This window comes from Niallia sp. RD1, from assembly GCF_024219955.1.
Classification (GTDB): domain Bacteria; phylum Bacillota; class Bacilli; order Bacillales; family Cytobacillaceae; genus Niallia; species Niallia alba.
Genome location: NZ_CP100420.1, coordinates 4,048,396 through 4,073,616, shown reverse-complemented (window position 1 = coordinate 4,073,616; position 25,221 = coordinate 4,048,396). Strand labels below are relative to the sequence as shown.

The window sequence follows — 25,221 nt, the reverse complement described above, 5'->3', positions numbered from 1 at the left end:
CGTTAATGAAATATTTATATAATCTTACCAGTGTACTTGAAATTTATTACCATTTGGATCATAAAAGTGGAAAAAGGCATGACCATTATCTTCTTGTATATCCTCCACCTTAACTTGATTATTAATTAGATGTTGATGAAATTCAGATAATTCTGGGCTTGTAAAGCCTATACTGAAAGCTGATTCATTATTAACTGTAAAATGTGCAAATGTGTCATCTTCAGTTGGAACTAATATAAGTAAAAAAGGACCTTCATTTACTTTTATAATTGCATATGGGTCCTCAGTAATGTTTAATAACCGGAGTCCTAATACATCTCTATACCATTGTGCAGACTGCTCTAAATCTTTTACAGGAATTCTAATATAATGTACTTGTTCAATATATGATTTACTCATAATCTACCTCTCCTTTATTTAATCGGGTATATCTAATAATTCCTTTTTTATATTCCTTTTTCCTTCCGATTTTTAAATTAAACTGCCCCGTTCGTATTATAAGGTTAACCAGAATGCTAAATATTTCTGGTTGACCATTTTTTATATGGTTTTATTATATCAGTAGCCAGGGAAGAACGTAACTGCTCGTGGGGCTTTGATCCCGTCAACTAAACCGTTCGCCCCCTACTTGTAGAAACATGATTGAGGCTGGTTGGGACATAGATCTCGTATAACAAGCGAAGCTGTGACACTGCATGGAGGTAACAGGGGTACTGGCAAATTACTAGTTTAGGAGGAGATTTAGAATGAATCCAGTCGTTGGTCTGAATGTTTCAAAAGGGGAAAGTCAGGTTCAAGCATTTTTAGATAAAGGCAAACCTTACCGTAGGAGTTTTAAAATTTCTCATACTATGGAGGGGCTTAGTTCACTTGTTTCTTTTCTTGAGGATGTGAAAAGAGATTCTGGCAGGAAACCATCAATAGTTTTAGAAGCTACTGGGCATTATCAAACTCCAGTTGTTCATTACTTGGAGGAACGGTGTGACCGTCAAGTAGAATGGGTTCTTACGCACTTTTGGTGAAGGGATATCAAGAATGGTATAGTAAGATAAAAAGGAGTATGGCAATTCATGTTTAATTTCTATCCTTCATTCGAAGGAGTTGAGCTTATTTCTTCGTTTCAAGCAGCCCATAGCTATATTTATATTCTAAAATCTAGCTATCAGTCTTGTTCTTGCCCTTCTTGTGGCAAGACCTCATCACGAGTACATAGTCGTTATACACGTTTTGTTCAAGATTTAGCTATTCAACAAACGTCTATCCATCTACAACTACAAGTAAAGAAATTTTTTTGCGATAGTTCGACATGCTCAAAACGGATATTTACCGAGAGATTTTCCTGGCTTCAATCTTATCAAAGAAAAACAAATCGTTTGCAAGATTTATTGCAACAAATTGTTTTATCTGCCAACTGTATGACGGTATCTAAAGTGACGAAATTACTAGGATTCCGGACAAGTCATGATACGCTTCTCCGCGTACTTTATAAATTGGAACTGCCTGCTCAACAAACCTTGGTTCACATTGGAATAGATGACTTCGCTTTTAAAAAACGCAATCGCTATGGAACGCTTATTATCAATCACGATACAAGACGACCTGTGATGATTTTAGAAAGTCGGACAAAAGAAAATGTGACAGAATGGTTGAAACAGCACCCTGCTATACAAACGGTAAGTCGTGATGGCTCGACTTCTTATGCTTCTGCCATTTCTGAAGCTCTACCTAATGCACAACAGGTAGCAGATCGTTGGCATCTATTGAAAGGACTATTTGATGCATTAAAAGAATCTCTAAACCAGTATGTTCCTAGGGAATGGAAGAAAACAGAATACACAAAAACTAATGAACCGATTCCCCTAGTACGGAAATTGGATGCTCAACGAGAATTGCATGAGGAGCGAGTCTGGCAACGCAGTCAACAAGTTCAAGCATTGGTTCAGCAAGGAAAAAAGATTGCCTGGATTGCTCGACACATGAGCATAAGTCGTGGCACAGTGTATGCAGACTTACAACGAAAACAGAAACCAGATTTCCATCGTAACTCTATCTTAAATCCATTTCTCTCCTCCATTCAAAAGTGGAACCTAGAGGAAAAGACTGTAGATGAAATGGAAAAATTTCTTCGAAAGAAGGGATACAAAGGCTCACGCTCTACTCTCAACTCGGTTGTCGCTCAAATACGAAGAGAACAAAAACTTGGAAAAACTACACTCCAAGTATCTCGAGCAACTCTTTTATGGTCTATATGGACAGAGACCCATTTTGAAAAGTGGAAAAATAGTTTACCAGTGGAATTTCACAAAGAATTTCCTGAGTTGAAACAAATTCATCGTATGATTCAAGACTTCTTATCTATTGTTCGTAAAAAGCAGGCGGAAAGCTTAATAAATTGGCTTATAAAATATAAAAGCTTACCTTTTTCAGCTATCCAAACATTTATGAGCTATATAGAGAAAGACATAAAAGCAATTACAGCAGCATGTTTCCTCTCTTTTAGTAATGGAATAACGGAAGGGCATGTTAACCGACTCAAAACCATCAAACGAATGATGTATGGACGTGCGAGCAGCAAGCTATTAACGCAAAGAGTATTATTAACTTTATAGAGAAAATGTTTTTCTAAAAAAATATTAGAATTCTTTTATATCCAGACATATACGTTTTCACCAAAAGTGCGTAAGAGCCGTAGAATGAAACAATTTTTGCTCGTTATTTTGAAACACTTTGTTCCCCAAATATGGTAGAACGATGCTTCATACGATAACTATCTTCATTTAAATGAATGATTTCTACTCGGTGAAGAATCCTATCTAGAATTGCTGTTGTTATAGCTTGATCACCCAATAATTCTCCCCATTCTTTTGGTGCCTTATTAGAGGTCAAGATAATGGAAGACTGATTATACAAGTCATTAATTAAATGAAAGAACATATTAGCTTCTTGTTGATCCATTGCCATAAACATTAAGTCATCTATTATGACTAAATCAGCCTCTCTAATTCTTTTCATTCTTGCTTTTGACTTTCGTGTGATTTCTTCTGTTTTCAGGTTATGAATTAAATCTCCCATTGATGTGAATATCGCTTTAAGTTTTTATTGAAAAATATTGACAAACTATTAGCTGGTTTAGTTGGATAAGAATAAATCTCCCTATCCTAAAAAATCTATATATCGTCCTATTTTTTGTTCTTTAGCTCTCTGATAGACATGCCATGCTCCCACTAAATCTTGAAAAGCTAGCCCCACGGATCCGTATACTGTAATTTGGTCGTTATTTGTTCTTCCTAAACTTTGGTCGAGAATAACCTCACCAATTTCAGCATGAATGTTATCCTCTGTTAATCCTACTCCACCTATAGCTCCCATTTGCACTGCAAGATCTCTATCATCGCAAATAAATATGGATTTCTCGATTAGCTCTGCACTAACTTCACATTTACCTGGCTCATCTGGGCCAAGTGTCGTAATATGCACACCTTTCTTAACCATGTTTGAAAATACAAAAGCCTCTCTTGACCATGTAGCAGTAATAATAATATCTGCATTGTATATTGCCTCTTCAACACTATTACAAACAGTTATGGGAATATTTAACTCCTCAGTCATATTCTTTGCAAAAGAACTTGCCTTTTCAAGAGATTTGTCATAAACATATACTCTAGAAATTTCCCTTAGATGTTTAAGAGAGAGAAGTTGAAGTGTACTCTGGACTCCTGCGCCAATAATTGCCACATTATCAGCATCCCTTCTTGCTAATAAATGAGTACCAATAGCACCAGATAACCCTGTTCGAATCGCAGTAATATAGGTAGAATCCATTATGGCTAATAGTTGTCCTGTTTCAAGATCATGGAGGTTTATGACACCTTTAATAGATGGGGAATGAGTTGGAAATTTAGCATGATCCTTTACCGTATATGCTGGAATATTTGAGATCAGTCCAGGGAACAAGAGCATAACACTGGTGTTTTCTTGAGGAAGGCTAGAACGGGCTCTTTGCGCTGGGATCTCACGAGATAAAGAATATGAAGAAAAGGCTGCTTTTAAAGCTGGGTAAAGCTCTAAAGGCTCCAATAAGTTCTGTTTCTGTACGAGTAAGCAATAATGTTTTCATTATAAAGAATTCTCCTTTATCTAAAAGGTGGTGATTAGTAAACATAATAATTAGAGATTATATTCGCTAACATTTCTTTAATAACCTCTTAAAATATAGATAAACTCTCAATTCTGAATCATCTTCCTTCTTCAACAAACCTGCACTATTAGTACAATAACTTCTACGATTAGGCACTTCGCCTTCTCGAAGTTAGTTAAATATGGTTATAAAATTATTCTATCAAAAATAACTTTTGAAATTTTTTTAATAATGTTACTCCTGAGTCCGTGACGTAATTAATAATAAATGTGCCCACAAAGCCTGATATAATAATGTTATCAGCTGATTTATGTTGATAATTTTATTTCACCAGGCAGGTGTTGAAATTGGTTAAGTTTATTTTAGAAGATTCCGATGATACATTAACGACCCATTCGGGTCTAGGTTTAATAGGTTTGCTTTTATCAAAAACAAAATTTTACAAACGTTTTTCATCCTTAAAGGTCCCAGAAATCAAGTCGTCTCCGGCCATTCTTAATGGGGATGTTACCACTTCTTATGTGGGTCTATTGTGCCAAGGTAAGAATGATTTCGACCATATCGAAGAATTTCGAGATGATCCCTTCTTTTATCGTGCATTGGATATTCAAGTGGTTCCATCAAGTCCCACACTACGGCAACGACTCGATCAAATTGCCAAGGTGACTGGATGGAAATCCATTGTTCTGGAAGAATCGGCTAAACTAATACGGCAATTTGATTCTCCTGTCACTCCAACAATTACTAGTGACAAAAAATCATACGTACCTCTGGATATTGATGTATCGCCATTTGATAACTCAAATACTAAGAAAGAAGGGGTTAGTCGCACATACAAAGGATGTGACGGGTATTCCCTTCTTTCTTAGTATTTGGGTCAAGAAGGCTACGTTGTAAATGTGGAACTTCGGGAGGGAAGCACACACGTTCAAAAGGATACTGAGAAATTTCTCGAGAAAAGTATTATATATTCTCGGATGATTACTGATCTATCGTTATTGGTCCGTATGGATGCAGGAAACGATAGTGTCGAAAACCTAAAAGTTTGTGTGAATGAAAAGGCCGATTTCATAATTAAACGAAATCCTCGCCGTGAAAAGCCTGAAAACTGGCTCATGGTAGCTGAACAATTCGGTAAATGCGTTCAGGAGCGAGAAGGAAAACGTGTATTCTATGGTGCTTTAGAAACAACTCCAAAGGGAATGAAAAAAGCCATTCGCCAAGTCTATAAAGTAACAGAAAGAACGATTGATAAAAACGGCCAAATCCTCTTAATCCCAGATGTTGAGTTTGAGAGCTATTGGACTACCCTACCTAATGAAACAGAGGAAATAATTAGCCTTTATCACGAACATGCCACTTGTGAACAATTCCACAGTGAATTAAAAACGGATTTAGACCTAGAACGTTTCCCTTCTGGGAAATTTGCCACCAATGAATTAATCTTACATCTTGGATGTTTAACCTACAATCTCCTTCGGATTATTGGCCAAGAAAGCCTGAAATCAGGGGATGCGCCGCTTAAAAGAAAGGTCTTCCGTCGCCGAGTAAAAACGGTTATCCAGAATTTGATTACATTAGCTGCAAAATTGGTAAAGCATTCCCGAAGAATTTACTTAAAGTTTGGAAATCATAGTCCTTGGTTTCCTACTTTTAAACGACTGTATCTTTCATTTACAACATAAGCCTAGGAAACTGAATAGGTAATAAGACCTGAAAAAAATTATAGGTAAGCAGGTTTTATTTAGTGTACACAAAAAACAATCAATCCAACTTAAATTAGTACGAATGGCAAGAAAATAAGGAATTCCTAAAATTATCGGAAGAATTATTTTTTATCACGGATTCAGGTAATATTTAATATACCATCTCACTAGTGTTGCATTAATTTAACTAAAAAAATAGACACTTCTAACACCTCTTAGGAAAAATCACCTTAGTCTGAAGTCAGACTAAGGATGTTCATCTCTTTGACTATACGGCAAAAATTAACAGAGAAAGTTAACCAGTAATGTTTTAATATTTTAAGCACCCTCTAATCAATTTAAAAAAAATATTTTTCCAAAGATTTTATTTTCAAGATTCGACTTAATGATATTATATAAAAAATGGTACTACTTTTTTGTTATGTGTCTTAAGATCATCCAAGATAGCGAAATAAACCATTATCCTTTTAAAATAGGCATCACTTTATCAATAGCTTCTTGTAGTTTTTCACTATTTTTACTATACATTTGCTTAGCTTCTTTTGATTCGGTTCCAAGAGCAAATAGTTCTAAGTCTGCTTGACATTTTTTCAAGGTTGAAAGAATTAAGGGCCTTTCTTGTGGGGGGGCGACTTGTAATTTATCGTCAAACAGATCAATCGTTAACTCTCCGTAAGAATTAACCTGTCCCAGAAATACATTTTCAATCGTTACCCCTAGTTTTTCTAATTCAGTTTGTAGCCAAGCCCGACTTCGTCCAATCGTGGCTAGTGGTTCATCCATTATTGTACCATCCATAATAATGGTCTGAGGCTCCTTGATTGAAGCAACCTTCAAGTTTATATCCTTTGCTGTTAAAGGTTGATTTTCTTTCTTTAGCATCACAGATAAATCACCTGTTGCCTCTAAAACAGCAAATTCTACATCAGAGACTTGAAAGACATCCTTCCTGCGAAGTAGCTCTAACAGTTCATCTGTCGTATATCTTTCCTTTTTTAAATTATCTTCCATAATCTTCCCATCTTTGATAAATACAGTTGCTTTTCCTTCTATAAAATTGCGAAAACCTTTGCTTTTTAAGGAAATTAAACCAGCGAAAAAGGGGATAGCCGCAAAAATGACAATTCCAATAATTCCGTGAAAAAAGTTCCGTTCAAGTCCTATAGCCACTTCTGCACCAATACTTCCAATTGACATACCGGTGACATATTCAAAGAAAGATAGTTCAGAAATTTGCTTTTTCCCTAACCACTTTGTAATGAAAAATAAAACAACAACATAGAATGCTGAGCGTACAGCTATATCTAACCATTCAGGCACTGCTTACACCTCCTGTAAATATAGTTTTTCTAGAAACCTTTGTACTGAAGTTCCTCTCCTTCTAGTTCTCCTACTCTTTTTTTTAAAACTTTTGTTACTTCGTGTACTACCATCATAGCCTCATGCAAAGTTCGCTTCGGTTCATCATCAAGAGTCCGTAATGCTAAACTTGAGAGACTTGCTTCTACCCCTTTTAGACTGGCAAAACACTGTTTAACATCTGATCCTACTGTCATCCTAATTCTCCTTATCCTTTTGGCTTAAAAATTAAAGCTCCTATCATGCCGAAAACAATGGCAGCTGAAATACCAGAACTAGTTACTTCAAACATTCCTGTCAGTACACCAACTAACCCATGTTTTTCTGCTTCCTGCATCGCACCATGAACAAGGGAATTCCCAAAACTTGTAATCGGAACGGTAGCCCCTGCCCCAGCAAAATCAATCAAAGGCTCGTATAGTCCAAATCCATCTAAAAGAGCCCCAATCACTACAAGAGCACTTAAGGTATGACCTGGTGTCAATTTAAATACATCAAACATAATTTGCCCAATGATACAAATTAAACCGCCTACGACAAAAGCCCAAAAATAGATCATGTTAATTGTTCACCTCCGTATTCAATTGACACTGCATGGGCGATACAAGGAATTGTTTCATTTTGCTGAAAGGACAACGGTGAAAGCAAAGCACCTGTAGCTACAACTAACATTCGTTTAAATTCACCTTTTTTCATGCGGTTTAATAAATGCCCATAAACTACCGTTGCTGAACAGCCTGCACCGCTTGCTCCTGCAAGAACGGGTTGTCCTTCCCGATAAATCATAAGGCCACAATCCTGGTATTGTTCTTCACTAATAGGAGTTCCATGCTTTTTAAATAGATCCATGGACACTTCCTGTCCGATTTGGCCAAGGTCACCGGTTACAATTAAATCGTAATAAGATGGCTCAACATTTCGTTCCTTTAAATGGGCTTCAATGGTATCAACCGCAGCTGGCGCCATAGCTCCTCCCATGTTAAATGGATCTGTCAATCCCATATCGATTACACGACCAATTGTGGCAGATGTGACATGAGGTCCTTCCCCAGAATCACTTAATAGGGCTGCACCTGCACCAGTAACCGTCCATTGTGCCGTAGGTGGCTTTTGTCCACCATACTCAGTTGGATACCGAAATTGTTTTTCAACAGCTGTATCATGACTGGAAGCTCCTGTTAACAAATATTTCGCTCCTTTTGTATTTACAATATAAGCACCTAGAGCCAGTCCTTCCATCGAGGTAGAGCAAGCACCGAATAAGCCAAAATAAGGAGCTCCAATCGTTCTGCTAGCGAAACTTGTTGGGGTGATTTGATTGATTAAGTCCCCAGCTAGGATAAATTGAACTTGATCCTTTTGTATGCCCCCTTTTTCCATGGCTTTTTGGCAAGCCTCTTCAAAAAGGATTTTATGTGCTTTCTCATAGGAATCCTGCCCAAGCCATAAATCAGCATGAAGAGTATCGAAATCATCTGGGATAGCACCATTGGCTTCAAATGGTCCACCAACGGTTCCAGTGGAGATAATGACAGGCTTTTGTTCGAAGATCCATGTACGATGACCTGCTAGCATTATAAACCACCCCACTGGATTAAAGTGGTTTTAATTAAGGCAATGACAAAAGAAGAAAAAACACCAAATAAAATAACCGCCCCCGCTAATTTAAACATGTTGCCACCTACGCCCAGTACAAATCCTTCGGTTCGATGCTCAATGGCAGGCGATATAACCGCATTGCCAAAACCTGTTACAGGTACAGCTGTTCCAGCCCCACCAAATTGGGCCATTCGATCATATACGCCAAAACCAGTAAGAAGCATTGTAATAAAAATTAACGTACCCACCGTCGGATTTCCGGCCGTTTGCTCAGTAAAATCGAAATAATAAATGTAAAAGTCTGAAATAAGCTGACCAATCAAACAAATAAGTCCACCGGTTAAAAAGGCCTTAATACAATTTTTAACAACCGGTCTTTTGATCTCTCGTTGTTTTTGCAATTTTTGATATTCCTGTTGCACAGGAGTAAGTTGTTTCTTTTGATTGTTAGACATAACTCGATCCTTCCTCTTTAGGTTTGTTCCTTCATAAGACTTTTCAGTTTGTTCAAATCATTTTTTAAGTTCTTCTTATTCATATCGTTTTTTTTCAGTCTTTGCTCGACCTTTTCAAGCTCCCAGAATATTTTTTTATCAGTCGAAACAAAAACTTTATAGTCGGGATATTTTTTTTCTAAGTCGGATTTTACTGACTTCTCGATACTCTTTAATCGAAATCGATCAAAATTCTCAACTTTAATCGCTGCCATAAGCTCTTTATCAGTATTCACAGCTTTTACGTCTGTAATATCTTCCTTGGCAATTATCTTTTCTTTCGCATGATTGGCAACGGATTGATCAATTGGCTTACTTGTATGTACTTGTGAAATACCAAAAGTACTATTACCTTGAATAAATTCATTTTGATTACCATTACATCCTGATGCGAAACCAATGACCATTATAATAAAAAGTAGGTTTTTCAATGTGGTTATTTTATCTTTCAAAAAAATCACCTCCATTTTTTCCTATTATTTGAACAGCTGAAAAAAGGTTGGTTAAGAGGCCAACCTTTTTTCGCCTTACTAATTACTGTTGTTTGTATTGAGGTTCTTCTTGTTCGATTTGTTGAACACGTGGTTCAATGCTGTCTACAACGGATTGGGTTTGCTTAGCTGCATCTTGGTAAAGTTGCTTAGCTTGTTGATTATCTGTACTAAGAGCAAATGTTTCAAAGCTAGCTTGAGCACTTTTCAATCCTGCTAGAGCTGTTTTAACGTCATTTATTACTGTCATGATAATTTCCTCCTTGAATTTTTTTTTACTCTTTTATTTTGCTTTATGGAGAATTTTTTATTCAATGATTTTTGGGAAATTTAAATCTAAATTATTTTTGACGTATAGCTCCATTTTTTCGATAATAACCCCTTTTCCATATCCCCATCATTTCTTCTATTTCTCGTTGACAGCAATAGCTCTTATAACTTTTCATTTTTTCTTTTCTCAACTTCAATTTCTTTTACACCCCTACCTTTATAAAATAAGATGATTGTATTTCCTGAAAGGACCATTTTTCGGATATTATCCCAAAGTTTTAAGAGTTTCTCCCTCTTAATCATCCTATTTATGGGTATTTAACATTGAAAATGTAATAACAAAGATAAACGCATGCATTTGTCGCCGTATTAAGGTTTGTCTAATACATAAAAAGGAACTGTTTTGTTATTAAACATCAAATTTTTCATACATTTTAGAAGGTGAAAAAATGACAACAAAACAAAATAGAAATCCTTTCAACGTTTAACGTTAAAACCAAAAAAGGACATTGAAGAAATAAAATTTGGGATTAAACTGGGAGAAAAAAAGGAAACCAAAAATCCGAGATTGGGCGAAAGAGATGTATAGCTATATTTGATGGGGATTAATACAGAATTACAGGTAGGTGACATTGTCAAATTAAAAGTTGGAGATGTGAAAGGGAAAAATTCTTTTATATTCTGGAAGGCAAGACAACAAAAAACAGAAAGTAAATATTACCTGAATTATTCATACTTCGAACTTAAGTCATAAATAATACCAAAATATAATACTTTTCTACACCCTCGAAAAAATTCATAGTAAATTGGGACACTTCGATGTGGTTTTCAAGCAAGTGCTTGAAGAAAGTCGGTTTTTGGGCAGACTACTCCCTTGGTCAGACATTAACTTTTAAAAAACAGGTATTAAGATGGTTACTCTAGCTTCAAGTTCTGAATTCGCCGAAGTACTTTCCAAAAGAATTCTTGGTACACAAAACTTGAAGATAGTTTAAAGTAAAGGGATCTTCCTGACTTTACTAATTTACTAGCAACTTTAATAATCCGTGTTCGTATTGTTTCGATTTGCATAGTCTTTTGTTCTTCCGGAAAACAAAGTGTACGCAGCCAATTCGTTAGGTTATAAGCTAGCAGACTCAACATCATCTTTACTTCGTTTACCTGGAAAGAATGACTATTCATTTTATCTAAATAGAAACCATTCTTGGCTTCCTTGATATAGTTCTCCATCGTACCTCTTTTCTGGTAAGAAAGAACAATATCTTTTGGTGAAAAGGCGTCTATCAAGTTCGTTACAAAAAAGGAATGCGTGAAAAACAACTCGTCTGCAGGACGGATGGATTTAATAATCACTTTTCTAGGCTTAGACCATGATTTCGCTTGATAAATGGTTTCTTCATAATAACATTCCGTATTCGTGACCTCGGAAGTCATAGATGATGGATGGAGTTCATCCGCAATTCGTTGTAGATTGGCATTTGCTTTGAGTCGAATAACGTAATAGACTGATTCTTTTTCGCACAAATCGTACAGAGCTGGGATGGCAAAGCCACTATCACCACGAACAAGTGGTGTAGTTTCTGGGAACTTTTCATTGTAATGTTCAATGAGCGGTTGAATGAAATCAACAACACCGTTAGAAGTATAGACATTCCCAGGACGAAGCTTAGCTTTGATAAAGTCACCGGTTACTCCATCGAAGGCAACTAATGGGTGGAAACCGACTGTTCCGTAATGGGCATTGTAAGCCGCGGACTCTTGATTTCCATAGGTATCTGAATGCGTGGAATCCAAATCAAAGATGAGTGCTTTGGACTCTCTGATTTGATGTGCTTTGTCAATAAGGTCTTGGTTAGCTAGATTTAATTCCGCTATGGATTGGCTATCAAACCGTTTAAAAAATCGTGACAAACTAGGCTGGGAAGCTAATGCATCCGTTCCAATAATTTGAGTGAATACAGGGTCTTTCGTTAGTTGATCGGCAGCGTCGTCTTCGGAATAGCCAGCAATGATTTGATATATCTTTTGACGAAGCAAGTTTTCATTTGAATGAAAATAGTAAAGTCTGTCATCTTTCAAATTTAAATGTTTAGCCAATGTTTCTGAAAAACCAATTTTTTCATCGAATTCTCTAAAGATGAATTCACCCGTATCGGACGAAAGAGAACCTCCATCATTTGATAATTTGACCTTATGATTGAAATCAAGCGTTAATTGCGGTAAAGTAGCCATTATAAGAATCCTTTCTGATGGTTATTTCGTAGTTGCTTTAACCTTATCAGAAACGGATTCTTTTTTCATTTATTAAGTGAATTACTTCTTAACAAAAAAGCTTATTATACAGGCGTTAGTTGCCAATTAATGATTTTCTATGAATAATTCAGGTATTAGTATGCTATCTAATAGAATTGATAAAAAAAATTGGATACATAATTGTTTCAAACTAAAAAGAATCAATATCTCTACCTAAGAATACAGGGAAAAAAGTGTTTATAATACTCATTAGAAGGTATGATAAAGAAGGAATTGGCAAACTTTGCACCAAAGATTCACTGTAAGCCAGTTTCTTTTTTGGATAGGTTTTTAAAATCATGTTTTAATCAAATATTAAATTATGGCTCTTATCACAAAAGGCAAAGGGATATCATCAAATTAAAGATATATTTTACGCTTCTGTTAGAGATACCGACCATTCACTAAACATTAACACATTTGATATTAGCGACTAATCTTAAAACGACTTCCCCTCCCTATATTAATCCTTTTCTAGACTTGATCGGCAAATAGAGAGATTTAACCTGAAAGTCGAGGCGGCTGCACTTGATTCGGGGTACCTTACAAATCCTATTTGTAAAGGCTTATCTGAGAATTCATAAAGGTAATCATCAAACAAAACCTAGTTGATTAACTCCCCTCTATCTATTTCAACTGAATTGGTGTCCATTTTTATGATCAAAAATAAAGTCCTCTATAAAGAGCGATAGTGTTTCTACAATTCTCAAACCTTTTTAAATAGCCGTTTAATAAGCAGTCAATCTCGTATGTTAGTTGTTACCTTATAAATCTACACAACACAATACACCCAAGAGAATTAAAAATGAAGGCAAAAAAACCACCCACGATGTTGTGGAGGCCACTGAAAAAGTCCAATTTTAAAGGTAGTTGATAGTTCATTTGATAGAACTTTCAACTGCCTTTTTACTGTATAATATGAGTATCAAGTGTTTAGGTGGTATCCAAGTGATCTCAAATCAGGAATCTTTCAACCTTAGTCCATATATGACTTTATACGATATTGTTGTACCAAAAGATAATATGCTTCGAAAAATTAATGAACTGGTAGATTTTACATTTATATTAGATGAATTGAAAACAAAATACTGTCTGGAAAATGGACGCAATGCAATATCGCCAATTCGTATGTTCAAATACTTACTTCTTAAATCCATTTTTGATTTGTCAGATGTAGATGTTGTGGAACGGTCCAAATACGATATGTCATTTAAATATTTTCTCGAAATGTCACCAGAGGATTCAGTAATTAACCCAAGCTCATTAACGAAATTTCGTAAACTCCGTCTTAAAGATGTGGGTTTATTAGACATGCTTATTGGCAAAACCGTTGAGATTGCTCTAGAAAAAGCGGATTGGACATACAACAGTTGATTCATCTTTCTTCGGATTTAAAACACATTTAGCTATGTGTGATGAGCGAATTATTACTGCTGCGATTGTTACTACAGGCGAGAAAAGTGATGGGAAATACTTGAAAGATCTAGTTGAGAAAAGCAAAATAGCAGGAATGACAATTGATAGAATCATTGGTGATACAGCGTATTCAGAGAAAGATAATATCCAGTATGCAAAAACAGAAGAAGTTCAACTAGTATCCAAACTAAATCCCCTGATTACACAAGGTAGACGTGCTAAAGAGGATGAGTATGAGTTTAATAAAGATGCAGGTATGTACGTTTGTCAAGCAGGTCACATGGCAATACGAAAAGCACGAACAGGAAAGAAGAATCAAGGAGAAAATCAAAAAGACACCTATTACTTTGACATTAAAAAATGTATGGTATGTCCGTTCCGTGATGGCTGTTATAAAGAAGGGGCAAAAAGTAAAACCTATTCTGTTTCCATAAAATCCACTGAACACAAGGAACAAGAAGCATTTCAAAACAGTGAGGAGTTTAAGGAACATGCACGCTCTCGATATAAAATGGAGGCGAAAAATAGTGAATTAAAACATAGACACGGGTATGAAACGGCATCATCTGCGGGTCTATTTGGTATGGAAATTCAAGGAGCTACAGCAATATTTGCAGTGAACCTCAAGCGAATACTGAAACTTCTTAATGAAAAAAATAAAATAGAAAAGGAAAAAGGCAATTTTCCGCCTAAAAAACCGGCGGAAAATTGCCTTTTTGCATTCATTGGAAATTAAAGAAATAAAAAACTTAAGTTTTTCAGTGGCCTCGTCACAAAGGAAGGTTGTTTTTATAAAGTCATGGTCTAATTAAAACAATTGCTGTCCCAAGAGCATACTTGAGACTGAAAAGGCACCAGCAGGTGGTAAAACATTAGTATATATGGGAGGTCCCAAACGGGTTGTAAAGGTTGTAGCAATCCAATTTCCGTATTCACCAGCCAGCAAAGAGGGAGGTTTCATTATAAACCGTCCACTTAAAATGAAATGCCGAATGCTTATAGCGGTCTCATCAAATATTGTCAAGTTGCCAAAAAAGGAGGCATATGGTGAATCGAAACTTATTTGTTTAGCGCTTTCGTCCCAATACCCATTAATCGGAATAGGTATACCACGAAAATTAACTGTACCTACTACTTTGTTGTCTACAATGGAATCAATGATAAGTATACCTCTAATAATGGATCTCCCCGCAATAGAAGCATCAATCCCCCATACGGATGGAAAGGGGATACTAACTTTGGCTGTCTTTGGAATTTTCAAAATTAACCTCTCCTTGATTATTTTATGTGTATGGATTGAGTTGTATTTAATCATAATCCTGTAGTAATGATACAGTATATGCACAGAGAATCACTTAGGTGTTTTGTTAAGAAAGAAGCATCAATAATCAATCAGCCTACTGTCTAGATGAACAAGAGTTTGCCTGACCCACGAAAAATATGGAACATTAATTGCTGCTCATACATATGGTCTCGCATTTGGAAAATTTCTTAGCTTTAAAATAAATCATCTAATTCAATGAAATGTAATGCCTATCATCACCTATTTTTATATGTGTCTCAGACGAATTCCTATACCTCCGTTACTCTTCGATCATATTTTATTTGTACGAGGTGGTGTAAAATGTTTAAATTATATTTAGATCCTGGTCACGGGAGAATGGACCCAGGAGCTATTGGCAATGGGATGCAGGAAAAAGAAATTACCTTAAATATTTCCCATAGCATCCGAAATCTCTTGGAAAACCATTATGAAGGCCTGTAAATTAAAATGAGTAGAACAGCAGATATTACGCGCAGCTTGAAAGAACGTACAGATGATGCGAATGCTTTGGGTACGGGGGCCAAAGGATGGATTTGTGGTGAAGTGGGAGTCAATGTGGCGTTAATTCGGAAACGAATCAAATCAACCAGCATGGTTTATGAAACGAAAAAAGTAGGCGTTCGCACGAAAACAACCGTTGCGATTCTATACATGCGTGACATTGTTGATCCTAAGATTGTTCAAGATATAAAGAATAAATTAGATGATCTTCACATTGACGGAGCGTTTAGCGCCACTCAGCTAGAAGAATTAATGGAACCGACAAAAGCATTATTTCCTTTGATGGGGTATACAGGAAGACCAGACTTTACCGTGAACTGTATGCTCAATGGGCGTGTAGCGTTGATTGTGGATGGTACACCGGCTGCGTTGATTGCGCCTGCCAATTTATTTTTGCTTGTGAAAGCACCCGAAGATATCCACTTTACTGCTTTGGCAGCTACATTTGGTCAAACGCTTCGTTTACTTGGCTTGTCCGTATCGCTACTGCTTCCTGCATTTTTTGTTGCTATTCTTTCCTATCATCAAGATCAGCTGCCCTATTATCTACTTGCCACTTTGGGGATTAACCGGTTGGGAATCCCTTTTGATGTGGCAGTTGAAATGTTTATTGCACTTCTCTTCTTAGAAATCCTGCGGGAAGCTGGTATCCGATTGCCATCTGCGGTCGGCTCCACGGTAACGGTTGTAGGAGGACTTATCCTGGGGGATGCGGCCATTCGTGCTGGATTCTTATCCCCAGGTATCGTTGTCATCGGAGCAATTACAAATCTTTGGTTCAACTTTATCGAGCCTATCATTGGCTGGAACGATTAGTACCTTACGCTTTTTTCTTTTCATTCTGTCTGCCACGCTTGGCATTTATGGCTTCTTTCTTGGATTATTTATTGTGCTCAGCCATTTAGCCTCATTGCGTTCATACGGCTTGCCTTACTTGGCCCCAATATCACCTCCATTTAAAGACTTGGCCAACGCTTTGTTTCGATTACCTTGGCCATGGCGAAACACTCGACCGGACATGTTGAAGACACGAGATTCTACAAGGCAAGGGGACAGGCATAAATGAGGAGATATAAAAGTATGGTTGCACTTTTCCTTCTTCTCACCCTTACCGGTTGCTGGAGCAGATATGAAGTGCAAAACATGAACTATGCTACGGCTGTTGGAATAGACTATGTCGATGGCCAATACACCTTATATGTGCAATTGCTTGATTTCTTGACAGTGGCCAAGCTGGAGGGACAGCAAAAAGCGGAGCAGCCCCCGGTTTGGGTGGGCAAAGGCGAAGGTTCCTCGTTTACAGAGGCGGCAAATGATTTGTACAGTACATCACAACAGCGCTTAAACTGGGGACAAATCTCTGCCATCTTGTTCAGCGAGAGATTGATGAAGGAAAACAAAGTCGGAGAAGTGCTGGAATTGATCAACCGTTATCGTGAAATAAGATACTTGGCCTGGCTGTTTAGTACAAGAGAGCCTCTTGAAGAAATCTTGCTGGCAACTCCATTTTTTAGATTATCGCCAAAGGCATCCATTCTTCACAATCCCGAGCAAAGTTTCAGACAGTTCTCTATCCTTGCTCCGGTCCGCCTGCAACAATTTGTACTGGACTCAAACGAAAAGGCTAGAACCAGTTATATACCGGAATTATCGCTTCGCAAAGGTCAATGGCAGGAAAGTAATAAACCAAAAGAGCTGCTTAGATATTCAGGCGTACAAGTATATGATCTAAACAATTATTATGGACGAATGGATCTTAAGGATTTGTCGGGAATGCCCTGGCTAAGTACTCACACGATCCGAGTACCTCTTGATTTGTTTACCGAAGAGAAGCTTGCGGCTGTTCTTGTCGCAGAAAAACCCAAATATGAAGTGACTCCTATTGTGAAATTGAACAAGGCGTATTTCGATATTTCAGTAAAAGTGAAGGCGGGGATCAATGAATTGCATACGGACCTTACCGAAAAGGAACTCACACAAATGGCTCAGGAAAAAATAGAGGAGCAAATCCGCAAAACGTATCATACTGCTTTTAAAGAGGGTATAGATATTTACAATTTGGGCGAATCTTTGTATCGCAAACATCCACATCAATGGAAGAGCATAGCCACAGGAAAACAGCAACTCGTTTTAAACCAAAATCCCCTGCGCCATGTAAAGGTTGAGGTGAATATTGTTTACCCTGGAGGATATAAATTACATGAACATGGTGAATCCACCTCGTGATTCTGGCAAGTGAAATTATTAACTCACCTTGCTTCTTCTGCTTAGCGTTGGGGAAGCAAGGTTTTTGTTTCCCAAAAAATAGTTTAACGTTGTAAATCCGTATTTTCCTGACGGAACCCCTTCAGGTTTTTATCAAGTTCCTCAGCTTACCTGCTCTTTATCTGTTTGTTAAGAACGTTTTAAAAATGCCTTTATACTTTTAACACCGGCCTTGTTTGCAAAGGAAAATTATACTTGCAGAATGCAACATATTTATCCGTTCGGAAAGAAAACAAAATTTATTTTGTTAAATGAGACAAATGCCTAGTCTAGGGACATAAGTGAAACATACCATAGAATTGTAAATTGGTTTTAAAAGGTATTTAACCTCATTTTACACGCGATATTGCTTCTTTTTTTAGAAGTGAAAAAATTTAAAAAGGGTGATAAAAAAATGGAAGCCCAAACGGAAAACTATAAATATTTATTGGGATGGTGTACCGACATTTATGTTCATTGGGAAAGTGTGAAACCGAAGTTCTCAAAACTCTTTGACTTAAGAACTTTAGAGGAATGGGAAGAGACATGGCGTAATTTAATGAGTAAATTACAAAAAAATTTAACAGTAGACTCTGAGGACTTTGAGTCAGCTACAAGTCTGTATGAACAGTGGGAGGTGCTATACAAAGAAGCACATCCAAATCTAGAGGGTAATGAATCCGATGAGAGAGAAAATTCGGATCAGGATTTGAAAAGTGAAACATTAATGGCAATAAAGCCTTTTGTTGATTATGGTCTAAAAGAAGTTACTCTTACTTCCTATGAACATGCGCTAACTGAAATTGCCGCAATGGCCTACCTTCTGGGAAAAGGCTTTGATCAACAAACAGCTTATAAAACCGTTGAATCTTGGGAAGTAAATGAAATGTTCGAAACCGAATATGGAAGATTCAAAATGAATAAATATTAAAATAATTTATTAGACTTTCTTTCTTTTTTTAACACTCTGATGTATAGATAGAAATTAAACTTTAAACTCTTGTATTTATGATTATTACGAAACGAGGAATCTACTTTTGCAAACTGCACAGAAACTCATGGTTAGTATACCTTTTCCATCAAAATGGGGTATTTCGGCTTCTATAGCCGGTCGACCCATTATTTGGGGAGTACTCATCATTAATTCTATTACAGGTAATAATAAAGTATCTGGTACAATTAATTTTCGTGGTACACCTATTCAAATTAATGGGTATTGGGAAGAAAACACCAAACAAATAAGTTTTGATTCACCATATGCCTCATTTTTTGGTAACTTAACTATATTTGATGATCCCTCGATTAGAATTCGTCATTTCGTTTTAAGTGGACGGTTTATTATGAAACCTCCCTCTTTGCTTGCAGGTGAGTACGGAACTTGGATTGCTACAACTGATACAGCACTCACTGAACCTCCTATATATCAGAACGGCGTTCCTCCTGCCGGAGTCTTTTTAACATCAGATATCCTGTACTAAATCACTACCCTCCCGTTACACTATGGTAAGATATCTTTATATATATCACATATATTAGGCGCATTAGTCCGTTAATCCACTTGAATAAATTATTTTTGTGTCACCCCGAATAATACTCTTTTTTTAGATTATGGTAATGGTTTCACATCAACCGGTTTTTAAATAGTATTTAGGAATGGATTCATTTTGACAATCGATTGCCCCCTTATCCATAAAGCCGATTATTTCTCGTAAGTTGAGGAAAAATCGGCTTTATTCATGACGAATTATGCTTAGCGTATGTTTTAAGCGCTTTTTGTTGGTGGGATCCCTTATATATAAAATAGCCTTATAATCAAAACGGTTGCTATATTTCATTGCTAAAAACTTTTATTGATTCCAAATTCTCTTTAAATCCAATGGAACGAATACCTTATTCCCATGTATCTCCCTATGTATGATAGGATTTGAAAAGCATTGATCTAAACTTACCCCTTCTTTTTTATGCCTAGCTCTTATAAAGTCTTCGGGTAATCGCATAACACTTGCTCCTTTTATATTTTTTATAAAACAACTCTTGGTAAGAAAACTTAGTTTTTATTCGCTCTCTGTAATATACCAAGAATGTTGCGACATAAAGCTTAGAATTGTAATTTTTACGAACGTGTGCTTCAGTTATTTTTTTTTATGAGACTGGGCTTGTTTGTTTTGTTGTCTTACTTGTTGTTCATTATTTTTGCTTGTAAACTCATTTCCTTATTGATTTTGTGCTCCTTGCGTACTGCCTTGGGAAGCTTGGCTTCCATCTTGGGCTTATTGCGGTTCTTCTTGTTCGATTTGTTGAACGCGTGGTTCAACGCTGTGTAGAATGGATTGAGTGTGTAGCCTCTTGGTAAAGCTGCTTAGCTTGTTGATTGCAAATGTTTCGAAGCTAGCCCTGTCTTTACGTCATTTTTTACTGTTATAAATAACGCCGCCTTTAATTTTTACTTTATTAGAATGATGTATAAGAATATTTTTTATAACTTCCAATTTTATCCTGATTTTAAATGACCAAAAACCCACAGTTATGTAATTATATGCCCAATAAGAGAGAACGTGTCGATTTATTTTTTAGAGTCAAGAACTCTATCCCCAACATGAGAAGCGTCCACAATCCGATGGCATATAAAAAGTGAAAAATCCCTACCTTATTTTCATAAATGGTATTTCCTAAAAAATCTCCAAGCACTAATACAAAAACTAAGTGAAACGGGGTTAACTGATAGATGGATGTTCTGCCTGTTATGATAATGATAAAAAATAAGGTGACAAAACCTACTATGACTTTGATTGTCAGTAAACCCAAAAAAACTTCACCCAAAGTTTATTCCTCCATTTTATATTTCACTCGATTTCAAAAATCCCTCATGTTTTAAAATATTTATATTACAACATGTAAGCTAAATTAAAATCAGAAAGATAAAAAATACGGGTTTTTTCAACTTATAATAATGGAGAAAGCACGCGAGCACCCTGTTCAACTATGCGCTCAGTCAGGGATCGTTGCAGCAAGTCTTCAATTCTTAATGGTACAGAATCAGTAAGATCCCTCTCGAACTGCTCTGTGAGTTCCCTTGCCACATCAGCACTGTACACGACTTGACACACCTCATAATTCAGGCGAAAACTTCTCATATCATAGTTTGCTGAGCCTACGTCTGCAATCTCCTCATCGATGGTCAACACCTTCGCATGTATCATTCCTTTGTCGTACTGGTAGATTTGAACTCCAGCTTGGACTTTGCCGACTCGAAGCCAAGCCCGCCTACAGTAAAATACCTTAAAGCATCGGCGATTATCGATGCTGAATCACTATATGTATCAGGTAACTTATCAGACTCATTATGAGAAGAGGTCAATCTTTTACGATGAATAAGCTTGGGATTTGATATGCTAAGATATAGTAAGAAACCAATGACAGGCAAAACAAGGACGATTACTATCCAATTCAAAGCTTTGGCTGGCCGACGAACTTCCCAAATTGCTATGAATAACATAAAGAACGTATTTAACAGGTATAGATAAAAAATCCACTCCAACTAAAATTCCCTCCTTAGTTTTTCCATTATGATGTACAAACAATGTACATCATGTAGAAGTTTTATAACAACGAAAAGCAACGGTTTCAAAAAGGGATTATTGCCTTTTGCTTTGGGCATCTTCCAATCCATTCTTTACATTAATTAAGCCACTACCAAATTCGTGATCAGTTCCAGGGATTCCTAAATCATAAGTAGAATTCTTAATAATGTCTATTACTTCTTGGTTCGTTAAATTAGGGTTTACTGAAAGCAAGAGGCCAGCAAGTCCTGCCACATGAGGCGAAGCCATAGAAGTACCTTAAAGCTGCATACTGCTGGTTAAAATAGGTGCTCGGAATTTGAACTCCGGGAGCTGCAACATCGATATAATCTCCATAATTTGAGAAAGGGGCACGTTGTCCGGTGTAACTTACGGCGGCGACACTTAGAACCTTAGAAAAAGCAGCTGGATAGCTCGGCTGCATAGTATTTTCATTTCCTGCTGCAGCAATCAAGACAACATTTTTACTGTATGCATAATCGATTGCCCCTTTTAAAAGGGAAGAATGCTGATAATTGCTAAACTCATATTAATGACATCGGCTCCATGATCCACTGCCCAAAAAATCCCTTTTGCTATATCAAAGGTCGTCCCATGCCCTTCGGCACCCATTGCTTTTATAGGCATTATTTTGTTATACCAAGTGATGCCTGCAACACCTTCATGGTTGTTTGTTTCCGATGCAATGATTCCTGCTACATGGGTGCCATGCCCGTTGTCATCATCAGGGAAATTATTATTCAACAGTACATTATAACCATTTGTAATTCGTCTTCTCAAATCAGGATGGTCCAGATCAACGCCAGTGTCTATAACAGCAATAATGATATGTTCATCCCCTTTGGTGATATCCCAGCCTGCTTCTGCTTGAATTGCCGATAAGTTCCATTGGTATTGTTCTCTATATAGCAAATCATTAGGAAGTCCAATTTGATTTTGCAGATAAAGATAATTGGGTTCAGCAAATTCAACCATAACCTGTCTGTTAAAATATTCAATAAGTTCCTTGGTCGAAAGCGTATTAGAACGAAAAACAATCGTAGAATTTAGCTTTTTAATGATAGTGCCATTTATCTCCTGTGTTATCCTTTTTATTTCCTTTGTTGAGGGAAGAGTATTGAATGTAACGTTTACTTCTTTCTTAATATAATGACTCTCAGTTTTTTCATTGTGTTTAATTAGAAAAACGGAAGGTTCATTTTTTAATTGATTCTTGATGGTTTGACCCATGGAAAGGCTGTTTATTTGAAGAACATTTTTTCGTTTTCAACATTTTGGACATTGGTTATAGGGGGATTAAATTTGTTTTTGACAGCAACTGTTTTATTTTCGGGATTCTCTTTGTTTCTTGTATTTGGTACTATGAATAATAACCCTATGGATAGAAGAATAAGTACGGAAACAGTAACCAATAAGGACTTTCGTAATTTTGTCATGAGACACCTCTATAAATTTATTATTAGAAAATGTTGCAATATAAGTATTAAATTTCTTATTAACATCCTTGAATCTTGATACAATCGAGTAGGAGGCACGTTTCCGTGCCGACCTCTCACACCACCGTACGTACCGTTCGGTATACGGCGGTTCGAAAGTTTATGAAATCACCTTCGATAAGGATTTTAAACCTTGTTCTTGCCAGTATTGATTATTTAAGGCAAGATGTAATATAGGGTTATTTGATAGGCGCCAATATCCCTTTCGGGAGTTGGCGTTTTTCTTTGCTTCCTCCCTAGATATCCCGAGCTTCATAAGGTTCTTATATTTCGTTTTCACCATTTTCCACTCTTTCCACCTACACGCTCTTAATCTACGTCTCGTGTGACTATCGATTTTATACGCGTATTTCTTAATATCCGCGACTTTAAAGTAATTCCCCCAACCTTGTATCAATTGATTTATTTTCTTCACACGAAATTCCATACTTACTCCCCAATTTCGGTTTGTGAGTTTCTTTAGCTTTTCTTCAAACCTTTTCTTTCGCTCTTTTGGCACGAATATTCTAGTTTTCCTTCCCCTTTGGTAGAAGCTTACACCTAAGAATATCCGCGCTATCGGCTTTCCCACCGCACTTTTCTCCTGATTCACCTTCAGCTTCAATTTTCTCTCGATAAATTGAGTGATGCCTTCTTTTATTCGTTCTCCTGCTTTCAGGCTTTTAACGAAAATATTGCAGTGAGTAGACCGAAGGAACCTCCCCCTCAGTCTCTCTCAGAACCGTACGTGAACCTCTCAGCTCATACGGCTCCCATTATTCATCGCCGGTTGTATTCCATATTTCCAATGCACAAATAACTTGCGTTCTCGATGTGCAATAGCTCCTAACCAATGTTCCGCTCTTCTTCGATGTTTTCGCTTTTTGTATTTTCGGCGAACCCATTTTACCAAGCAACTATTAATATATCGCAGTACACTGTACATTTCTGATTTATAGAAATGTCCATAGTAATTAATCCAACCTTGGATTTTCTTATTGAACATGTTGGAAATATCCTGCAGTGTTTTATCTACTTTGAGCTGTAGTCGCCAACTTCTCACTTCTTTTCTGATTGCTTTCTTTGCCTTGTCGGCAATAGCTGGCAAGAAGTTTGTAAAGAATTTTCCATATTTATTCTTTGAGTGCCTTGGACGAAATGTGTATCCTAGAAAATCGAAAGAGATAGTCGAATAGTCCCCTTGCCTATCATCATCTTTACAATAGACAATTTTCGTTTTCTCCAGGTTCAACTCCAATCCAAACAATTGAAATCTTTCTTCCAGTTTTCGTTGAAGATATTTGGCTTGTTTCAATGAAGCACAGTGTGCTATTCCATCATCAGCGTATCTTGCCCAAGGAATACTTGGAAATTCTTTTGTCATAAAATCATCAAATGTATAATGAAGAAATAGATTCGCAAGAACTGGACTGATGACCCCTCCTTGCGGAGTGCCAGAAGTCCGCTCTGTTAACGTTCCGTCTTCCATTTGAAAAGGTGCAGTTAGCCATCTTTGTATATATAAGATGACCCATTCTTGATTTGTATGACGTTTTACCATTTCAATGAGGTAATCATGTCGGATATTATCAAACAGTCCCTTAATATCGAACTCTAATACAGTCTTTCCTCCAACATCTTTTCCTTGTAGCCTCGATCGCATGAATCGCCGATTTATTTGGTCGATATCCATAAGAATCCTCATAAAACAATTTCTCCACTGATGGTTCAAAATATAATTTCGCAACCATCTGTGCCACTCGGTCTTCGACTGTAGGTATACCAAGTGTTCTTGTTCCACCGTTCTTTTTGGGAATAGCTATTGCTTTTACTGGTTTAGGAAAATAGCTTCCTGAGGACATACGATTCCATAGTTTGTACAGATTATTCTTCAAGTCTAGTTCGAAGCTCTCAATAGACTGTTCATCAATCCCGTATGCCCCTTTGTTGGCTTTAACTCGCTCAAATGCAGTCATTACTGCATTCTTTGAAATACTAAACGGTTTTGTTTCTTGCATAGGTTCCTCCTCCTTTCAAAGTTGACCTATCCTTTGAAACTGAATAACTTGGATTCTTCGCTCCGTTTCTATTACAGAAGTTTCATCACTACTACAACCCAATCTGCCCCTATGACTGCATCGGTACTCTTTTCTTGTGGGTCTTCCACTTGAAATACTCCCTTAACATCAGCCCGTAGGTTCCCACGTTCCGTACAAACGCCTGTGTTATGTTCATGCCACCTCTATGCCGCCCACCACTTAGACAGTAAACAGGTTTCCTCTAAGCTCATCCTAGGTTAACGACTACCCCCTAGTTTTGATGGAATCTCTA

26 protein-coding genes and 7 pseudogenes are annotated in these 25,221 nt (G+C 36.9%); 10 read left to right on the top strand and 23 right to left on the bottom strand.

Annotated elements, in window-relative coordinates:
• Positions 1–24 precede the first annotated feature (24 nt).
• Positions 25–399, bottom strand: coding sequence for a VOC family protein (locus NKG37_RS19450; protein WP_254415147.1), 375 nt, complete (start codon positions 397–399; stop codon positions 25–27).
• 347 nt (positions 400–746) lie between these two features.
• Here NKG37_RS19450 and NKG37_RS19445 point away from each other — a divergent pair.
• Together NKG37_RS19445 and NKG37_RS19440 are read left to right on the top strand one after the other, a co-directional pair.
• Positions 747–977, top strand: a pseudogene (locus NKG37_RS19445) (transposase); the annotation flags it as partial.
• Between the two features lie 93 nt (positions 978–1,070).
• Positions 1,071–2,609 (top strand): ISL3 family transposase, encoded by a 1,539-nt coding sequence (locus NKG37_RS19440; protein WP_254415146.1) that lies wholly within the window; start codon positions 1,071–1,073, stop codon positions 2,607–2,609.
• 103 nt (positions 2,610–2,712) lie between these two features.
• Here NKG37_RS19440 and NKG37_RS19435 read toward each other — a convergent pair.
• Positions 2,713–3,084: pseudogene (locus NKG37_RS19435) on the bottom strand (ATP-binding protein); the annotation flags it as partial.
• 69 nt (positions 3,085–3,153) lie between these two features.
• On the bottom strand, positions 3,154–4,077 hold the full coding sequence (locus NKG37_RS19430; protein ID WP_254415145.1) for an ornithine cyclodeaminase family protein: 924 nt from the start codon (positions 4,075–4,077) through the stop codon (positions 3,154–3,156).
• A gap of 402 nt (positions 4,078–4,479) precedes the next feature.
• Here NKG37_RS19430 and NKG37_RS19425 point away from each other — a divergent pair.
• Positions 4,480–5,823 (top strand): annotated as a pseudogene (locus tag NKG37_RS19425) (IS1380 family transposase).
• 480 nt (positions 5,824–6,303) lie between these two features.
• Here NKG37_RS19425 and NKG37_RS19420 read toward each other — a convergent pair.
• From NKG37_RS19420 to NKG37_RS19380, 9 genes and pseudogenes are all read right to left on the bottom strand, one after another.
• Positions 6,304–7,164, bottom strand: a complete 861-nt coding sequence (locus NKG37_RS19420; RefSeq protein WP_254415144.1) for a DUF421 domain-containing protein — start codon at positions 7,162–7,164, stop codon at positions 6,304–6,306.
• A 29-nt stretch (positions 7,165–7,193) separates the two neighbouring features.
• Positions 7,194–7,400 carry a DUF1657 domain-containing protein gene (locus NKG37_RS19415; RefSeq protein ID WP_254415143.1) on the bottom strand — a complete coding sequence of 69 codons (207 nt, stop codon included), beginning with the start codon at positions 7,398–7,400 and terminating at the stop codon, positions 7,194–7,196.
• Positions 7,401–7,411: 11 nt separating this feature from the next.
• Complete coding sequence (spoVAE, locus tag NKG37_RS19410) at positions 7,412–7,762, bottom strand: stage V sporulation protein AE (RefSeq protein WP_098797242.1); 351 nt, start codon at positions 7,760–7,762, stop codon at positions 7,412–7,414.
• The gene (spoVAD, locus tag NKG37_RS19405; protein ID WP_061794311.1) at positions 7,759–8,778 is read right to left on the bottom strand and encodes a stage V sporulation protein AD; all 1,020 of its coding nucleotides are present in this window, start codon (positions 8,776–8,778) and stop codon (positions 7,759–7,761) included. Before spoVAD ends, spoVAE begins: the two co-directional genes overlap by 4 nt.
• Positions 8,778–9,257 carry a stage V sporulation protein AC gene (spoVAC, locus tag NKG37_RS19400; RefSeq protein WP_254415142.1) on the bottom strand — a complete coding sequence of 160 codons (480 nt, stop codon included), beginning with the start codon at positions 9,255–9,257 and terminating at the stop codon, positions 8,778–8,780. The genes spoVAD and spoVAC overlap by 1 nt, the downstream gene beginning before the upstream one ends.
• Before the next feature lie 17 nt (positions 9,258–9,274).
• Positions 9,275–9,748, bottom strand: coding sequence for a YhcN/YlaJ family sporulation lipoprotein (locus NKG37_RS19395; RefSeq protein ID WP_009336487.1), 474 nt, complete (start codon positions 9,746–9,748; stop codon positions 9,275–9,277).
• A gap of 82 nt (positions 9,749–9,830) precedes the next feature.
• Positions 9,831–10,037: a DUF1657 domain-containing protein gene (locus NKG37_RS19390; RefSeq protein ID WP_013352384.1), complete on the bottom strand. Its 207-nt coding sequence runs from the start codon at positions 10,035–10,037 to the stop codon at positions 9,831–9,833.
• 935 nt (positions 10,038–10,972) lie between these two features.
• Positions 10,973–12,289, bottom strand: a complete 1,317-nt coding sequence (locus NKG37_RS19385; protein ID WP_109768540.1) for an IS1380 family transposase — start codon at positions 12,287–12,289, stop codon at positions 10,973–10,975.
• Between the two features lie 667 nt (positions 12,290–12,956).
• Positions 12,957–13,109 (bottom strand): annotated as a pseudogene (locus NKG37_RS19380) (transposase); the annotation flags it as partial.
• 188 nt (positions 13,110–13,297) lie between these two features.
• Here NKG37_RS19380 and NKG37_RS19375 point away from each other — a divergent pair.
• Positions 13,298–14,411: pseudogene (locus tag NKG37_RS19375) on the top strand (transposase); the annotation flags it as partial.
• 162 nt (positions 14,412–14,573) lie between these two features.
• Here NKG37_RS19375 and NKG37_RS19370 read toward each other — a convergent pair.
• Positions 14,574–15,026, bottom strand: coding sequence for a hypothetical protein (locus NKG37_RS19370; protein ID WP_254415141.1), 453 nt, complete (start codon positions 15,024–15,026; stop codon positions 14,574–14,576).
• A gap of 363 nt (positions 15,027–15,389) precedes the next feature.
• Between NKG37_RS19370 and NKG37_RS19365 the strand changes: the two genes are divergently transcribed.
• The 6 genes from NKG37_RS19365 to NKG37_RS19340 all read left to right on the top strand — a co-directional run bounded on the left by NKG37_RS19365 (position 15,390) and on the right by NKG37_RS19340 (position 19,312).
• A complete protein-coding gene (locus NKG37_RS19365) occupies positions 15,390–15,530 on the top strand; it encodes an N-acetylmuramoyl-L-alanine amidase (RefSeq protein ID WP_254415140.1) in 141 nt (46 codons plus the stop codon).
• 6 nt (positions 15,531–15,536) lie between these two features.
• Positions 15,537–16,406 carry a spore germination protein gene (locus NKG37_RS19360; protein ID WP_254415139.1) on the top strand — a complete coding sequence of 290 codons (870 nt, stop codon included), beginning with the start codon at positions 15,537–15,539 and terminating at the stop codon, positions 16,404–16,406.
• On the top strand, positions 16,300–16,656 hold the full coding sequence (locus NKG37_RS19355) for a spore germination protein (protein ID WP_254415138.1): 357 nt from the start codon (positions 16,300–16,302) through the stop codon (positions 16,654–16,656). The genes NKG37_RS19360 and NKG37_RS19355 overlap by 107 nt, the downstream gene beginning before the upstream one ends.
• Positions 16,657–16,670: 14 nt before the next feature.
• A complete protein-coding gene (locus NKG37_RS19350; protein ID WP_254415137.1) occupies positions 16,671–17,816 on the top strand; it encodes a Ger(x)C family spore germination protein in 1,146 nt (381 codons plus the stop codon).
• Positions 17,817–18,249: 433 nt separating this feature from the next.
• Complete coding sequence (locus NKG37_RS19345; protein ID WP_254415136.1) at positions 18,250–18,765, top strand: hypothetical protein; 516 nt, start codon at positions 18,250–18,252, stop codon at positions 18,763–18,765.
• Between the two features lie 127 nt (positions 18,766–18,892).
• Complete coding sequence (locus tag NKG37_RS19340; protein WP_254416425.1) at positions 18,893–19,312, top strand: hypothetical protein; 420 nt, start codon at positions 18,893–18,895, stop codon at positions 19,310–19,312.
• A 792-nt stretch (positions 19,313–20,104) separates the two neighbouring features.
• Here NKG37_RS19340 and NKG37_RS19335 read toward each other — a convergent pair.
• The 10 genes and pseudogenes from NKG37_RS19335 to NKG37_RS19290 form a co-directional block, all read right to left on the bottom strand.
• Positions 20,105–20,230, bottom strand: a pseudogene (locus NKG37_RS19335) (DUF1657 domain-containing protein); the annotation flags it as partial.
• Between the two features lie 136 nt (positions 20,231–20,366).
• A complete protein-coding gene (locus NKG37_RS19330) occupies positions 20,367–20,654 on the bottom strand; it encodes a DUF421 domain-containing protein (protein ID WP_254415135.1) in 288 nt (95 codons plus the stop codon).
• Positions 20,655–20,776: 122 nt separating this feature from the next.
• Positions 20,777–21,372 (bottom strand): annotated as a pseudogene (locus NKG37_RS19325) (phospholipase D-like domain-containing protein).
• 97 nt (positions 21,373–21,469) lie between these two features.
• Positions 21,470–21,664: a S8 family serine peptidase gene (locus NKG37_RS19320; RefSeq protein ID WP_254415134.1), complete on the bottom strand. Its 195-nt coding sequence runs from the start codon at positions 21,662–21,664 to the stop codon at positions 21,470–21,472.
• On the bottom strand, positions 21,609–21,869 hold the full coding sequence (locus tag NKG37_RS19315; RefSeq protein ID WP_254415133.1) for a S8 family serine peptidase: 261 nt from the start codon (positions 21,867–21,869) through the stop codon (positions 21,609–21,611). Before NKG37_RS19315 ends, NKG37_RS19320 begins: the two co-directional genes overlap by 56 nt.
• A 38-nt stretch (positions 21,870–21,907) precedes the next feature.
• Entirely contained in the window at positions 21,908–22,645 is a 738-nt protein-coding gene (locus tag NKG37_RS19310; RefSeq protein ID WP_254415132.1) for a S8 family serine peptidase, read from the bottom strand.
• An 11-nt stretch (positions 22,646–22,656) separates the two neighbouring features.
• Positions 22,657–22,851, bottom strand: coding sequence for a hypothetical protein (locus tag NKG37_RS19305; protein ID WP_254415131.1), 195 nt, complete (start codon positions 22,849–22,851; stop codon positions 22,657–22,659).
• A gap of 160 nt (positions 22,852–23,011) precedes the next feature.
• Positions 23,012–23,482, bottom strand: a complete 471-nt coding sequence (locus tag NKG37_RS19300) for a group II intron maturase-specific domain-containing protein (RefSeq protein ID WP_254415130.1) — start codon at positions 23,480–23,482, stop codon at positions 23,012–23,014.
• A gap of 165 nt (positions 23,483–23,647) precedes the next feature.
• Complete coding sequence (locus NKG37_RS19295; protein WP_254415129.1) at positions 23,648–24,583, bottom strand: reverse transcriptase domain-containing protein; 936 nt, start codon at positions 24,581–24,583, stop codon at positions 23,648–23,650.
• Positions 24,492–24,908 (bottom strand): RNA-dependent RNA polymerase family protein, encoded by a 417-nt coding sequence (locus tag NKG37_RS19290; RefSeq protein ID WP_254415128.1) that lies wholly within the window; start codon positions 24,906–24,908, stop codon positions 24,492–24,494. Before NKG37_RS19290 ends, NKG37_RS19295 begins: the two co-directional genes overlap by 92 nt.
• Positions 24,909–25,221 lie beyond the last annotated feature (313 nt).

What these genes read in the sequence shown, in the direction of transcription:
- NKG37_RS19390 (WP_013352384.1), bottom strand. Translation starts at nt 10,037, where the DNA reads ATGACAGTAATAAATGACGTTAAAACAGCTCTAGCAGGATTGAAAAGT.
- NKG37_RS19385 (WP_109768540.1), bottom strand. Translation starts at nt 12,289, where the DNA reads ATGGCTACTTTACCGCAATTAACGCTTGATTTCAATCATAAGGTCAAA.
- spoVAE (WP_098797242.1), bottom strand. Translation starts at nt 7,762, where the DNA reads ATGATCTATTTTTGGGCTTTTGTCGTAGGCGGTTTAATTTGTATCATT.
- NKG37_RS19350 (WP_254415137.1), top strand. Translation starts at nt 16,671, where the DNA reads ATGGTTGCACTTTTCCTTCTTCTCACCCTTACCGGTTGCTGGAGCAGA.
- NKG37_RS19360 (WP_254415139.1), top strand. Translation starts at nt 15,537, where the DNA reads ATGAGTAGAACAGCAGATATTACGCGCAGCTTGAAAGAACGTACAGAT.
- spoVAC (WP_254415142.1), bottom strand. Translation starts at nt 9,257, where the DNA reads ATGTCTAACAATCAAAAGAAACAACTTACTCCTGTGCAACAGGAATAT.
- NKG37_RS19320 (WP_254415134.1), bottom strand. Translation starts at nt 21,664, where the DNA reads ATGGCTTCGCCTCATGTGGCAGGACTTGCTGGCCTCTTGCTTTCAGTA.
- NKG37_RS19340 (WP_254416425.1), top strand. Translation starts at nt 18,893, where the DNA reads ATGGTTAGTATACCTTTTCCATCAAAATGGGGTATTTCGGCTTCTATA.
- NKG37_RS19450 (WP_254415147.1), bottom strand. Translation starts at nt 399, where the DNA reads ATGAGTAAATCATATATTGAACAAGTACATTATATTAGAATTCCTGTA.
- NKG37_RS19365 (WP_254415140.1), top strand. Translation starts at nt 15,390, where the DNA reads ATGTTTAAATTATATTTAGATCCTGGTCACGGGAGAATGGACCCAGGA.
- NKG37_RS19305 (WP_254415131.1), bottom strand. Translation starts at nt 22,851, where the DNA reads ATGACAAAATTACGAAAGTCCTTATTGGTTACTGTTTCCGTACTTATT.
- NKG37_RS19355 (WP_254415138.1), top strand. Translation starts at nt 16,300, where the DNA reads ATGCGGCCATTCGTGCTGGATTCTTATCCCCAGGTATCGTTGTCATCG.
- NKG37_RS19345 (WP_254415136.1), top strand. Translation starts at nt 18,250, where the DNA reads ATGGAAGCCCAAACGGAAAACTATAAATATTTATTGGGATGGTGTACC.
- NKG37_RS19290 (WP_254415128.1), bottom strand. Translation starts at nt 24,908, where the DNA reads ATGCAAGAAACAAAACCGTTTAGTATTTCAAAGAATGCAGTAATGACT.
- NKG37_RS19440 (WP_254415146.1), top strand. Translation starts at nt 1,071, where the DNA reads ATGTTTAATTTCTATCCTTCATTCGAAGGAGTTGAGCTTATTTCTTCG.
- spoVAD (WP_061794311.1), bottom strand. Translation starts at nt 8,778, where the DNA reads ATGCTAGCAGGTCATCGTACATGGATCTTCGAACAAAAGCCTGTCATT.
- NKG37_RS19415 (WP_254415143.1), bottom strand. Translation starts at nt 7,400, where the DNA reads ATGACAGTAGGATCAGATGTTAAACAGTGTTTTGCCAGTCTAAAAGGG.
- NKG37_RS19295 (WP_254415129.1), bottom strand. Translation starts at nt 24,583, where the DNA reads ATGGATATCGACCAAATAAATCGGCGATTCATGCGATCGAGGCTACAA.
- NKG37_RS19310 (WP_254415132.1), bottom strand. Translation starts at nt 22,645, where the DNA reads ATGGGTCAAACCATCAAGAATCAATTAAAAAATGAACCTTCCGTTTTT.